General features: G+C 75.0%; 12 protein-coding genes. 5 read left to right on the forward strand and 7 right to left on the reverse strand.

Going from position 1 to position 13,022, the window contains the following annotated elements:
* Both AWW66_RS28360 and AWW66_RS28365 read left to right on the forward strand, forming a co-directional pair.
* Positions 1-481, forward strand: a 481-nt coding sequence (locus tag AWW66_RS28360; RefSeq protein ID WP_211272139.1) for a 2-oxo acid dehydrogenase subunit E2, incomplete at its 5' end; no start/stop codon positions are given.
* 166 nt (positions 482-647) lie between these two features.
* A complete protein-coding gene (locus tag AWW66_RS28365) occupies positions 648-2,333 on the forward strand; it encodes a right-handed parallel beta-helix repeat-containing protein (RefSeq protein ID WP_067372662.1) in 1,686 nt (561 codons plus the stop codon).
* Between the two features lie 117 nt (positions 2,334-2,450).
* Here the strand turns inward: AWW66_RS28365 and AWW66_RS28370 are convergent, their stop codons facing one another.
* The gene (locus tag AWW66_RS28370) at positions 2,451-4,604 is read right to left on the reverse strand and encodes a PQQ-dependent sugar dehydrogenase (RefSeq protein ID WP_067372665.1); all 2,154 of its coding nucleotides are present in this window, start codon (positions 4,602-4,604) and stop codon (positions 2,451-2,453) included.
* 25 nt (positions 4,605-4,629) lie between these two features.
* Positions 4,630-5,604, reverse strand: a complete 975-nt coding sequence (locus tag AWW66_RS28375; protein WP_067372668.1) for a sugar phosphate isomerase/epimerase family protein — start codon at positions 5,602-5,604, stop codon at positions 4,630-4,632.
* A 606-nt stretch (positions 5,605-6,210) separates the two neighbouring features.
* Between AWW66_RS28375 and AWW66_RS28380 the strand changes: the two genes are divergently transcribed.
* Together AWW66_RS28380 and AWW66_RS28385 are read left to right on the forward strand one after the other, a co-directional pair.
* Positions 6,211-7,455, forward strand: a complete 1,245-nt coding sequence (locus AWW66_RS28380) for a L,D-transpeptidase (RefSeq protein ID WP_396890404.1) — start codon at positions 6,211-6,213, stop codon at positions 7,453-7,455.
* A 214-nt stretch (positions 7,456-7,669) separates the two neighbouring features.
* Complete coding sequence (locus AWW66_RS28385; protein ID WP_067372686.1) at positions 7,670-8,029, forward strand: STAS domain-containing protein; 360 nt, start codon at positions 7,670-7,672, stop codon at positions 8,027-8,029.
* Between the two features lie 190 nt (positions 8,030-8,219).
* Here the strand turns inward: AWW66_RS28385 and AWW66_RS28390 are convergent, their stop codons facing one another.
* Complete coding sequence (locus tag AWW66_RS28390) at positions 8,220-8,588, reverse strand: FKBP-type peptidyl-prolyl cis-trans isomerase (RefSeq protein ID WP_067372674.1); 369 nt, start codon at positions 8,586-8,588, stop codon at positions 8,220-8,222.
* A gap of 139 nt (positions 8,589-8,727) precedes the next feature.
* Positions 8,728-9,303, reverse strand: coding sequence for a hypothetical protein (locus AWW66_RS28395; RefSeq protein WP_396890360.1), 576 nt, complete (start codon positions 9,301-9,303; stop codon positions 8,728-8,730).
* Between the two features lie 193 nt (positions 9,304-9,496).
* On the opposite strand from AWW66_RS28395, the gene AWW66_RS28400 reads away from it, so the two are divergent.
* Positions 9,497-10,177 carry a CBS domain-containing protein gene (locus AWW66_RS28400; RefSeq protein WP_067372677.1) on the forward strand — a complete coding sequence of 227 codons (681 nt, stop codon included), beginning with the start codon at positions 9,497-9,499 and terminating at the stop codon, positions 10,175-10,177.
* 88 nt (positions 10,178-10,265) lie between these two features.
* On the opposite strand, the gene AWW66_RS28405 is transcribed toward AWW66_RS28400, so the two are convergent.
* The 3 genes from AWW66_RS28405 to AWW66_RS28415 are packed head-to-tail and all read right to left on the reverse strand — an operon-like array spanning position 10,266 to position 12,774.
* Positions 10,266-11,006: a helical backbone metal receptor gene (locus AWW66_RS28405; RefSeq protein ID WP_067372680.1), complete on the reverse strand. Its 741-nt coding sequence runs from the start codon at positions 11,004-11,006 to the stop codon at positions 10,266-10,268.
* A 58-nt stretch (positions 11,007-11,064) separates the two neighbouring features.
* Positions 11,065-12,183 carry a DICT sensory domain-containing protein gene (locus AWW66_RS28410; protein ID WP_245648521.1) on the reverse strand — a complete coding sequence of 373 codons (1,119 nt, stop codon included), beginning with the start codon at positions 12,181-12,183 and terminating at the stop codon, positions 11,065-11,067.
* Positions 12,184-12,192: 9 nt separating this feature from the next.
* Positions 12,193-12,774 carry a GNAT family N-acetyltransferase gene (locus AWW66_RS28415; RefSeq protein ID WP_067372683.1) on the reverse strand — a complete coding sequence of 194 codons (582 nt, stop codon included), beginning with the start codon at positions 12,772-12,774 and terminating at the stop codon, positions 12,193-12,195.
* Positions 12,775-13,022 lie beyond the last annotated feature (248 nt).

Below are 13,022 nucleotides of genomic sequence, written 5' to 3' on the forward strand. Positions count from 1 at the left end.
CTTCCCGCAGCTCAACGCGCATGTCGACACCGCCGGGCAGCGGATCGTCCAGTCCCGGGGCGTGCACCTGGGCATCGCCACCCAGACCGACCGGGGCCTGGTGGTGCCGGTGCTGCGCGACGCGCAGCGGCTGACCACCGCCGACCTCGCCGCCGAGCTGGCCGCGACCACGGCCGCCGCCCGCGCCGGCACGCTGCCGCCGGCCCGGCTCACCGGCGGCACCTTCACCCTGAACAACTACGGGGTGTTCGGGGTCGACGGCTCCACCCCGATCATCAACCACCCGGAGGCGGCGCTGCTCGGCATCGGCCGGATCGTGGACAAGCCGTGGGTGGTCGACGGGAGCCTGGCCGTCCGCAAGGTCACCCAGCTCAGCCTGACCTTCGACCACCGGGTCTGCGACGGCGGCGTGGCCGGCGGCTTCCTGCGGCACGTCGCCGACTGCGTCGAGCAGCCGGCGCTGCTGATCGCCCACACCTGACGGCTCGGCGGACCCGGCCCCCGGCACCGGGGCCGGGTCCGGGAGCGGGCTCGCCGGCACCCCGCCACCGGACTGCTCCGGCGCGTGGGGTGCCGGCGGCGGTGTTTCCGGACGCCGGCACCGGGAATGCGCCGCCGGACGGGTCCGTACGCCGAAGGGAGCACCCGTGCCGTTCCAGGCCCTGCCCCCCGCCGTCCGGTACCACCGACCGGCCGTCGCCGGTGCGCCGCTGTACTGCGACGCGCAGGAGTACGGGCTGTGCGGCGACGGGGTGACCAACGACCAGCCGGCGCTGGCCGCGCTGGTGGACCGGCTCGGCGACGGCTACGCCGCCGACGGGCGGGCCCGGGTGATCTACTGCCCGCCGGGCATCTACTCCATCCGGGACGCCGGGACGGTCTGGCGCAGCGGGGTCTCCCTGGTCGGCGCGGGCCCCGGGGCGACCCGCTTCCTGCTCAGCAACGAGGGCAACCGGTCGGACCCGACCCCGCTGGCCTTCTGGACCACCGTGCAGCACGGCGCCGACCGGGACCGGCACATCGCCGACTGCACCTTCGCCGACTTCGAGATCGACGGCTCCGGCGTGGCCATGGCCGAGTACAGCTACCTGGCCAAGGGGCTGGGCCTGCAGTACGTGGTGCGCGGGGTGTTCCGCAACCTGTACATCCACCACACCGCCGCCACCGGCCTGGGCTGCGACTTCCTCCAGGACAGCCTGATCGAGGGCGTGGTGGTGGTCGGCTGCGGCCGGCTGGACAACGGCGAGGAGATGGGCGGGGCGGGGATCGGGATCGGCATCGGCGGGTGGGGCACCGTCGAGCGGCTCACCATCGCCAACTGCACCACCGTGGGCAACGGCACCAACGGCATCTTCCTGGAGTTGCAGAAGGAGGCCTGGCTGCCGCCGCGCGGGTACCGGATCGTCGGCTGCCACAGCCAGGGCAACCGGTTCGGCATCTCCGACTGGGGCGCGGACGGGCTGATCGTCTCCGCGTGCACGATGACCGGCAACCTGGAGGCCGGCTTCGACATCTCGGCCGAGGGGACCGCCGGGGTCGCCGGCCGGGGCGGGCTGCTGACCGACTGTGTCATCGACGGCAACGTCCGCGACGGGGTCAGCGTGGGCAACACCCCGGGGCCGTACACGGTGCGGGGCAACCGGATCACCGGCAACGGCGCGTACGGCTTCCACCAGCACAACCTCGGCCACGGCCGGGGCTACCGGGGCGCGGGGGCCGAGGTCGTGGTCGACAGCAACGACTTCTGGGGCAACGGGCTGGACGCGATCCGGATCGACCGGCCGATCACCGACGCGGCGGTGCTGAACAACCGGATCCGTAACAACGGCCGGCAGTGCGCCGGGGCGTACCACGGCGGGGGCGAGTCGGTCCGGTACAGCGAGCGGTCCCTGGTGGACCGGACCGCGGACTGGTTGCCCGACGGGCACCGGGGCAAGGTGCTGCGGGTCGGCGGACGGACCGCCGTGGTGGCCGCCAACACCGGCACCGAACTGACCCTCGCCCCGGTCCGGCCGGACGCGTTCAGCGCGTGGAGCGGGGACACGCCGCTGCCGGGCAGCCCGTACGAGTTGCCGGCGGCGCCGACGACCCGGGCCGGGATCTCGGTCAACGCGGCCGTCGACGCGGCCACGATCCGGGGTAACCGGATCTGGGACAGCCAGGACGTCCGTACCCAGACCCACGGGCTGTGGATCACCGAGCGGGGCAGTTGCGTGGGGTGCCGGGTGGTCGACAACGACCTGGCCGGCAACGCCGAGGCCGCCACCCGGCTGGACACCCCGCCGGTGGGCGGCCGGTGGGAGCGCAACGACACCGACCACGACTGGGACTGAGCCCGGGGCCGGGGCGCGGGTCCACCCGCACCCCGACGCCCGTCGGCGTGCCCGGCCGGTCGGCGCACGGTCGCGCGTCCCGGCCGGGCGTACCCCGGGGGTGTCGGGGCGGTCCGCTCAGCGGCCCGCCCGCCACACCGCCGCCGGGGTCGACGGCGGCGGGTAGAGCGCCACCAGGGCGCTGCCGGTCTGGGCCGGCAGGCCGCCGCTGGGCTCGTCGGTGTACTCGGCGACGAAGACGGCGGCCATGTTGTCCAACCCGGCGTGCCCGTCGTCGAGGAAGGTGCGGATCGCCCCGGTGCAGCCGGTCGTCGACGAGAGCGGGTGGCCGTGCCCGTCGTGCCCGAGGATGTAGGTCACCTTCACCCGCGAGCAGTCCACCGGCATGTCGTCGACCACCGCCACCTCGAACGCCACGGTCTGCCCGAACTCGAAGGGCTGCTCGGCGTCGGGGGTGACGAACTGGACGCTCGGCGCCCGGGGCCCGACCACCAGCGGCAGGTTGGCCGCCGCCGAGCGCCCGGTGCGGTCGGTGACCTTCAGCGTCGGCTGGTACACGCCGTTGCGCCGGTAGGTGAAGGTCGGGTGCTGCTCCGTGGAGTCGACCCGGCCGTCGGAGTCGAAGTCCCACTCGTACCGCAGCCGGTCGCCGTCCGGGTCGACGGTGCCGGCGCTGGAGAAGGCGACCCGCAGCGGGGCGTGCCCGCCGAGCACGTCCGCGCTGATCTTCGGGACCGGGGTGTGGTTGCCCCGGACGAAGTCGATCCGGGACAGCTGCGCGTCCGGGTTCTCGGCGAAGTACCCGTCGCCGTACTCCAGCACGTAGAGCGCCCCGTCCGGGCCGAACTCCAGGTCCATCGGGTTGTCGGTGACCACGGACGGGGCCACCGGCCGGATGTCGCGCACCTCGCCCCGCCGGTCCAGGCGGAACTCCCTGAGGTAGTCGCGGGTCCACTCGTAGAACAGCGGTACCCCGTCGTAGGAGGCCGGCCAGCGCACCCGCGAGGTGCTGCGCCGGTCGTACTCGTACGCCGGGCCGCCCATCGGGCCCACGCCGCCCTCGCCGAGCTGCGGGAACTGCGCCGAGAGGGCGGAGGTGTACGCCACCTGCGGCGCGGTGACCGGCGGCAGGTGGCGCAGCCCGGTGTTGCGGGGCGAGTCGTTGACCGGCCGGCGGCAGTCGAACGGCGCGCCCGACCGGCCGGTGGCGAAGTCGTGGTCGACGTAGGGCAGGTCCGGCGTGGCGCAGTACGGCCAGCCGTAGTTCGCCGGCTTGTCGATCACCATCCAGCGGCCGTGGCCCACCGGTCCCCGCTGCGGGCTCGGCCGCGCCGCGTCGGGGGAGTAGTCGCCCAGGTAGACGGCGCCGGTGCGGCGGTCCACGGCGAACCGGAACGGGTTGCGCAGCCCCATCGCGTAGATCTCCGGGCGGGTCTTCGGCGTGCCCGGCGCGAACAGGTTCCCCTTCGGGACGGTGTACCGGCCGTCGGGGCCGACCCTGATCCGCAGCAGCTTGCCCCGCAGGTCGTTGGTGTTGCCCGAGGTGCGCTGCGCGTCGTACGCCGGGTTGCGGCCGGGCCGCTCGTCGATGGGCGTGTACCCGTCGGAGGCCAGCGGGTTGGTGTCGTCCCCGGTGGACAGGTACAGGTTGCCGGCGCGGTCGAAGTCGATCTGGCCGCCGACGTGGCAGCAGGTGCCCCGGTCGGTGGGCACGTCGAGGATCCGCTGCTCACTGCGCAGGTCCAGGGTCGACCCGGTCAGCGTGAACCGGGACAGCCGCAGCACGCCCCGGTACCGCTTCCAGTCGGCCTCGGTGCCGAACTCCGGGGCGTCGCCCTCGTTGACGTCCGGGGTGTCCGGGTCGTCCGACGGGGTGTCCCCGGGCGGGGAGTAGTAGAGGTAGACCCAGCGGTTGCGGGCGAAGTCCGGGTCGATGGCGACGCCCTGCAACCCCTCCTCGTCGTGCAGGTACACCGGGATGTCCGCGGCGATCGTGTTCAGCCCGGTGCGCGGATCGTGGATGCGGACCTGGCCGGTCCGGGAGGTGTGCAGCACCCGCAGGTCCGGCAGCACGGCGAGGCTGATCGGCTCGCCGGGGAAGTCGTTGAGGGTGACCTTCTGGAAGCGGTCCTCGCTGGACGCGGCGGCCCCGGCGGGCGCGGCTGCCCCGGCGGTCGCGGCGGTCGCGGCGGCCCCGGCCGGCGCGACCGGTACCGCGAGACCGGCGGCCACCAGCACGGGGACGGAGAGTGCGGCGATACGGTTCGTCATGTGTGAGCCCCCCGATGTCGTGTCGTCAGTACCGCAGCGAACTCAGGTACACGAAGCCCTTACGGGCGGTCTCCAGCGCGTCGGCCGGCTGCCGGGGGGCCTCCCCGGCGTCGTCGCGCTCCACGATGTACTCCTCCACGCCGGCCTCCCCGCCGCGGTCGAAGATCCGACCGAAGTCGATCATCCCGTCGCCCAGGTCGGCGAAGTTGCCCAGCCAGTCGATGTCCTTGACGTGGAACTGGCGGATCCGGCCCCGGTGGGCCCGGATGACGTCGACCGGGTCCTGCGCGCCGCGCCAGGTCCAGAACAGGTCGAGCTCGAAGTGGACCCGGCGGGGGTCGGTCCCGGCGGCGAGGATCTCGAACCCGGTCCGCCCGTCGGTCAGCGGCACGAACTCGAGGTGGTGGTTGTGGTACCCGAACCGCAGGCCGGCCCGCGCGGCCATCCGCCCGGCCTGGTCGAGGTCGCGGGCGAACTGGCGGTACGCCTGCGGGTCGCGCAGCGGAAGCCCGTCGGGACCCATCCCGAACCACGACTGCACGACGTACCGGCAGCCCACGGTGACCGCGTCGGCCAGGGTCCGCTCCCAGGCGGCCGGGTCGAACGGCTGCGGGATCTCGACGTGCCCCGAGGTGGCGCGCAGGCCGGCGGTGTCGAGCGCGGCCCGGAACTCGGTCGCCGTCCGGTCGACGAAGCCGGCGTGCTCCACCCGGCGGTAGCCGATGCGCCGCAGCTCCGCCAGGGTGCCGGGCAGGTCGATGGCGAGCTGGTCGCGCAGCGTGTAGAGCTGGATGCTGATCTGGTCGACGGGCACCCGGCGGCGCCCCGGGCGCGGGGCGCGGTCGTCGGCGGTGGTGGCGGTCTCGGTGGCCAGGGCCGGGCTGGCGGTGAGCCCGGCCGTGCCGAGGGCCGCGGCGGAGACGGTGGCCGCGCGCAGGACGGTGCGGCGGGACACGGGGCCCCGGTCCGACCGTCCGGGATGACCGTTGGCGTCGTCCATGGTGGTCCTTCCTGCCGGCCGCCCCCGGCGCCCGGCCCGCTCCGGTGCCGACAGACGCCCCGCCCGGGCACGCCGCGACGGCCGGAGCGGGGCTCCGGCGGCAGGGTGGCGCGGCGCGCACCGGACCGACCGACCCACACGGCGCCGGCCGGCGCCCGACGCCGGCCGGGCACACGACGCTGGCCGTACACGCGGTGGCGGGCACGGATCGCCTTATCGACACGATTCTATGACGAAGGTCACCGTACCCTATCGACTGGAAACTGCAAAGGTCGGCTTGATTGGGCCGAACTTTTGGTCGGATGAGGCAAAAGCGGCCGGTTGTCCGGCTCGTGCCCGGCCAGCCCCGATCGTGGTCGCCCTGTTTCCGCAGGTGAATCGGGTGGACCGGACGAGGGGGCCGGGATCGGCGGTGCCCGTACGCCGGTGCCGAGTCGGCGCGTTGTGTTCGAGGCGCCCCGGCGGTGCCGATGGACGGCAAACGGAAATTGTCGCACCTAATCGCTGAGGTAAATGTCGTGAAAATGCTTCGGGGTTACCGGCCAGTGGTGACACTGTCGAGGTGAGCAGCGAAGACGGGGGGACGCTATGCGATTGAAACGGCGGTTGGGTCTGCTGACGGTGGCGATCGTGGTCGCACCGTCGACGGTCGCCGGATGCACCGCGGAACGGAAGGCCGTCGAGCGCGCGGCCCAGGCGAAGCCGCCCGAGGTGAGCACCGTGACCCCGGCCGACCGGGCCCGGGACGTGCCGATCAGCGCCGAGGTGGGGGCCACCGTCACCGACGGCCGGGTCACCGGCGTCCGGATCACCGACGACAAGGGCGGACAGGTCGGCGTGGAGCCCCGGGAGGACGGGTCGACCTGGGTGCCGACCGCGCCCCTGAAGCCGAAGCGGACCTACACCGCCGAGGTGACCGCGACCGGGGACTCGGGCCGGACCACCACCCGCAGGACGACCTTCACCACCATGGCGGAATCGACCAGGCCGGCCGTGACCAGCACACTGTATTTCGCCGGCAACCGGACGTACGGCACGGCGATGCCGGTCACCGTCGCGTTCGACCCGCCCATCGCCAAAGAGGCCAGGGCGGACGTGCAACGACGATTGTTCGTGAAGACCGATCCGCCGCAGCCCGGGGTCTGGTCCTGGGTCGAGGACGGCAGTCAGGTCTACTACCGGGCACCGGACTTCTGGCGTCCCGGCACGAAGATCAGCGTACGGTCCGCCCTCGACGGGTTGCCGATCGGCAAGGACCGGATCGGCGACGAGGATCGCACCGCCACGTCGACGATCGGCCGGCAGGTCGCGTTGGAGATCGACAATGCCACCAAGCAGATGTCGGTCTTCCGGGACGGCAAGCTCCTGCGCAAGATCCCGGTCAGCCTCGGCAAGCCGAGCACGCCCAGTTCCAGCGGCAAAATGGTGATCATGGAGAAGCACGAGTACGCCACCTTCGACACCCGGGGCGACCCGAACGGCGGGTACGTGGTGGACGTCGAGGACGCGCAGCGGTACACCTGGGGTGGCGAGTTCATCCACGCCGCCCCGTGGTCCGAGGGGGACCAGGGCAACACCAACGTCTCGCACGGCTGCGCCAACGTCTCCACCACGGCGGCCGACTGGCTGATGGGGGTGACCCAGGTCGGCGACCTGATCACCGTCAAGGGCACCGAGGTCGACCTGGAGCCCGGCAACGGCTGGACGGCCTGGAACGTCAGCTGGGACGAGTACGTCCGGGGCAGCGCGCTGCCGGTCCCGCCCGGACTGCACGCCGCGCCGCAGGCGCAGGGGCCGGGGAAGCTCAGCGGCGGGTCGCCCGCGCCGGTGCCCTCCGGTCGCGGCGGCTGACCCGGTCGACCCCCGGGGGGCCGGTCCCGGCGCCCCGGGGGTCGACCAACCAACCGCCCCGGGGTGCCGCCCCGATCGCCGGCCGGCGGGCCCGCAGGGGGCGGTGTCCTCCCTGGGGAGGACATCCGGGCAGCTCAGGGTCTTACCCTGGGAGGACCCGGATTCGACCCGTGGAGGGGTGGAACTGTCGGTGCCGGGCGGTAGGTTCGAGGGCATGGTAGAGCGCAGTGAGCGGTTCGACGTGCGGATGAGCGTCGGCGAGCACGCGGTGGACATGTGGGCCGTCGGTGAGGTCGACCTGGCCACGGTCGGCACGCTGCGCGGCGCGCTCTGGGCGGCCCCGCCCCGGCCGGTGCTGCGGCTCGACCTCTCCGGCGTCCGGCTGCTGGCCGCCACCGGCGTGCGGGCCCTGGTCGCCGCGCACCTGCGGATCCGGGCCCGGGGCGGCGAGCTGGTGCTGGTCGACCCGGATCCGGTCGTGACGCGGGTGCTGCGCGCGACCGGCCTGCACCGGGTCATCCCGATCTGCCGCACGACGTCGACCCGCCCGGAGTGCGACCTGGTGGCCGCCTGACCCGCGCGTCACCCGCCGGCCCCGGGACGGCGGAGCGTCCGGAGCCGGCGGGTCGGGTCGCGCGGCACCCGTCGAGCAGGTGTGCTCGGCGCACCCGTCGCGCGGGTCGGTGCGCGCACGCCGGGCAGGTCGTTCCCGCGCCCGGCGGGCGGGTCAGCGCACTCCAGCAGGTGCGCGCGGCGCGGGTCGGTCAGCGCACGTCGAGCAGGTCGACCACGAAGACCAGCGTCTCGCCCGGCTTGATCAGGCCCCCGGCGCCCCGGTTGCCGTAGCCCAGGTGCGGCGGGATGGTCAGCCGCCGCCGGCCGCCGACCCGCATCCCGACGACCCCCTGGTCCCAGCCGGCGATCACCCGGCCGCCGCCCAGCGGGAACTCGAACGGCTGGCCCCGGTTCCACGAGGCGTCGAACTCGCCGCCGGTGGAGTGGGCCACCCCCACGTAGTGCACCCGGGCCGTCTGGCCCGGCCGGGCCTCCGCGCCCTCACCCACGGTGATGTCCTCGATCACCAGGTCGGCCGGGGGTGCCCCCTCGATCGGGCCTACCTCGGGCTTCTCCATGTGCGGGCCTCCATGTCGGTCGTTGTCCTCGTCCCGGTCGATCCTGCCGGATCGCGATCCGCCGATCCCCGTGGACCCCGCCGGACATGCCGACGGTGGGCGTCACCGCAGGTGACGCCCACCGTCGGGGATGGACCGGTCAGCGCAGCCAGGGCAGCCGCCGGACCAGGGGCAGGGCGGCCCAGGCCCGCCCGAGGCCCAGCGTGTCGCCGGCGTTGACCAGGGCCAGCCCGGCGAGAACCGCAGCGTTGATCAGGTGCTCGTCCATGATGGGGTTGTTCTCCGGAGGCAGCACGGCCGTCCACATCAGCACGTAGAGCAGGGCACCCGCGACCGCCGCGACCCGCATCCCGATGCCGAGCAGCAGCGCCACCCCGATGCCGGCCAGCCCGGCCATGAACAGCCAGTCGGCCCAGGCGGCGCCGGCGATGTCCTGGTACAGGCCCTGGAACGGGCCGGTCGCGCCGAAGGTGAGGAAACCCCTGGTCGGGCTGCCGCCGTTGATCCAGGCGTCCTTCGCCTCGGTGCCGAAGCCCAGCCCGAACGTCTTGTCCAGGAAGGCCCAGAGGAACGTCCAGCCCAGGGCGATCCGGACCGCGGCGAAGACGTACCGCGCGGCCCGGCCGCCCCCGACGTGCCCGGTGCCCCGCGCCGCGTCCCGACCGGTGTTGGTGGTGGCGGTGGTCCGCTCGATGGTGGCGGTCATGGTCTCCACGTCCTCTCAGTGCCTCGCACCGCTCGTCCCGGTGGCATCTCCATTGCACGCCGCCGCGCCCCCGCCGGTCAGGGCCGACCGGTCCGGTCCGGCCCGGGACCTTCGACCCCTTTCGGCCCGGGGCGTGCGCCTCTGTCCGGCCGGCCGGTCGGCTCCGTAGCGTCGGCGCCGACGGACGGCACAGGAGGTGGCGATGCGGACCTGGCAGGTGGGCGACGTGATGACCGTGGACGTCGTGACGGTGCGGGAGGAGACCCCGTACCGGGCGGTCGTCGACACGTTGCTGCGGCACGGGATCAGCGCGGTGCCGGTGGTGGACGAGTCCCGCCGGGTGCTCGGGGTGGTCTCCGAGGCGGACCTGCTGCACAAGATCGAACACAGCGGGCAGGCGGACCAGCGGCGGGTCTTCGTCGGCCGGCGTCGCCGCGACGCCCGGGAGAAGGCCGGCGCGCTGCTGGCCCGGGACCTGATGAGCACGCCCGCGGTGACCACGGACGCCCAGGCGTCGCTGCCGGCCGCGGCCCGGCGGCTGGACCGGGAGCGGGTCAAGCGGCTGCCCGTGCTCGACGACCTCGGCCGGCTGGTCGGCATCGTCACCCGCAGCGACCTGCTCCGGGTGCACCTGCGCAGCGACGCCGAGATCCGCGAGGACGTGGTGCAGGAGGTGCTGCGCCGGGTGCTCGCCGTGCAGGACGGTCTGGTCACGGTGCGGGTACGCGACGGCGCGGTGACCCTGGCCGGCCGGCTGGACCGCCGCTCCGACGCGGACCTGGCCGGCCGGCTCGCCGCCCGGGTCAGCGGCGTGGTCCGGGTGACCAACGAGATCGGGTACGACGTGGACGACCGGGCGCCCGCGCCCGATCCGGTGGCCTGAGCGTCGCCCTCCCGGGCCCGGCACCTCCCCGCCGGGCCGGCGGCCGGGTCCGGCACCCCCTGGCCGGGCCCGGCCCCACCCCGGTCGGTCAGCCGCCGGGGACGGTGACCGGTCGGGCCAACTGCGCGGCGAGCACGGCCGGGGCCCGCGCCAGCGACGGGCCGTACCAGGTCAGGTGCCGGCCGGAGAGCAGCGCGCAGGGCGTACCGGCGAAGGCCTCCGGACCGTCGTCCCCGGTGAACCGGTACGGCTCGTCGGGCAGCACCACCAGGTCGGGCCGCTGGGCGCGCAGGTCGGCGAGGTCGGGCCGGGGGTACCGCTCGGCGTGCCCGGCGTACAGGTTGACCACCCCGAGCCGGCGCAGCACGTCCCCGGCGAAGGTGTCGGAGCCGAGCACCACCCACGGCCGGCGCCACACCGGCACCACCGCGCGCCGCAGGTCCGCCGCCGGCCGGTCACCGGGCAGCGCCGCCCAGGCCCGCCGGGCGGTGGCCAGCCACTCCGGTTCGCCGGTCACGCCCAGCGCGGCGAGCAGGTCGGCCAGTTCGGTCAACGCCTGCGGCACGGTACGGGGGTAGGTGACCCGGACCGGCACCCCGGCGGCGGCCAGCGCCTCGGCGTCCGCCCGGCGGTTCTCCTCGACGTTGAGCAGCACCAGGTCCGGCCGGAGGGCGAGCACCCGGGCCAGGTCCGGGTACTTGCTGCCGCCGACCCGGGGCACGTCCAGCCCCGCCGGGTGGGTGCACCAGTCGGTCGCCCCGACCAGCACCTGCGGCGCCGACACCGCCACCGCCTCGGTCAGCGAGGGCACCAACGAGACGACCCGCACGATCGGCCCTCCGTCTCCTGCGACGGCCGGGCGTCCACCCGGCCCCGGCCGTCGTCGGTCAGCGCCCCGCCGTGGCCACGGGCGCGGGCGCGGCGGCGACCGTCGCCACCGGTACCCCCTCTCGCACGGCCCACCGCAGGGCCTCCCGAACGTCGGCCACCGGCAGCGGCCGGCGGGCCGTCACCGCGACGACGGTGTGCACGGTGAACGTGACGAAGGGGTAGGAGCTGGCGAGGCCGGCCATCGACTCGTGCACCCGGTGCGCCGCGGCGACCGCCTGCTCCTCGGTCAGCGCCGGCAGGACCAGCAGGAACTCCCGCTCGGCGAGGCGGACGGCCCGGTCGGCGGGGCCGAGCGGGCCGGTCAGCGCGCCGAGGACGGCCTGCGCCTCCCGGGCCGCGCCGCGCCGGGCCACGCCGCCCGGTGAGCCGGCGCGATCCTCCACCCGGACCCCGACCAACGCCACCGGCAGGACGCCCGAGGCGGTCACCCCGCCCGCCCCGGCCCAGTGGGCCAGGCCCGTCTCGTCGAGCAGCCGGGTCGGCTCGTCGGCCACCTCGGGCCGGGTGAGGGCGGCCCGGTACGCCTGTTCGGCCCGCCCGGCCAGCAACCGCATCGCCGCCTCGACGCGGGCCTCGCCCGGCGTGGCCGGCAGGTCCCGTACCCGGCCCACCGTCTCGTCAACGGCGTCCCGGGCGGCCACCGGCAGCCGGTTGGCGAGCCGGTCGCGCAGGCGCAGCACCTCGTGCAACGCCTCGTCGCGGCGGAAGCTCCACCGGCCCTCGAAGAGCCGGCCCGACTCCAGGGTGGTCGCCTCCGGCGCCACCTCGGCCAGGTCCCGGGCCACCAACACCCCGCCGAAGCGGGGGGTCAGCGCCACCACGCTCCACTCCCGGGCAAGTTCCTCGTCCCCGTCCAGCGCCACCCCGTACGCCCCGGGGGGCGGCAGCACCGGGTCGGCCCCGACGAGGCCCACCACGGTGGCCGCCGCCCGCGCCGCGATCCGCTCGTACCGCCGGCGTTCCCGGCCGAAGTACGGCAGCCGCTGGAAGAGCGCGAACACCACCAGCGGGCCGTCCTCGGCGGAGGCCAGCGCGGCCCGTTCGATCGCGTGCGAGACGGTGACGAGGCTGCGCTTGGTCAGCCGTTCACTGACCGGTCCACTGTGCAGCACCACCCCGCGAGCCTAGCCGGACCCGGTGACGCGGTCGCGGCGGCGCAGCCACTGCGCCCGGGTCAGGGCGTACTCCACCTCGCCGTGCTCGGCGCCGGGAATCGGCTCGGCCCAGTGCTGGTGGACGGTCCGGACGTGCCGCAGCCCGCACCGCCGCATGACCCGCCGGGAGGCGGTGTTGACCGCCATGGTGACCGCCGTCACCCGCTGCACGCCCCACTCGGTGAAGCCCCGCTCGACCAGGGCCCGGCCGCCCTCGGTGGCGTGGCCCACGCCCCAGGCGGCGCGCCGCAGCCGGTAGCCGAGCTCCACCTCCCGGGGGTCGCCGTCGCGCAGCGGGCGGAACTCGAACCAGCCGAGGAACGCCCCGTCGTCGCGGTGTTCGGCGGCCCACCAGCCCAGCCCGGGTGGCCGCCGGTAGTGGGCCAGGATCCGGGGCAGGACCCGTTCCCGGACCGTCTGCGCCGGCGTCGCCGCGCCACCGGTGAGGTACCGCATCACCGCCGGGTCGCTGTCCAGCTCGACCAGCAGGTCCACGTCGGCCGGGGTGAACTCGCGCAGCACCAGGCGGGCGGTGGTGAGCAGGATCGGCACCGGCCCATTGCACCCGGTCGCGCCGCCGGGCCGCAACCCGGAGCGCGCCCGTCCGGCCGCAGACCGGAGCGCGCCCGCCCGGCCCGCAGACCGGAGCGGACCGCCGTCCGGCCGTAGACCGGAGCGGACCGCCGTGCGGGCGGGCCGGTCGGGGACCGGCCACGATCGGCGGCCTAGAATCGGGCCCGGTCGGCGGCTCAGGGACGGATCAGGCGGATGACACGCACCGGTGGTGACGACGGCGTGTG

The organism is Micromonospora rosaria, assembly GCF_001567585.1.
Classification (GTDB): domain Bacteria; phylum Actinomycetota; class Actinomycetes; order Mycobacteriales; family Micromonosporaceae; genus Micromonospora; species Micromonospora rosaria.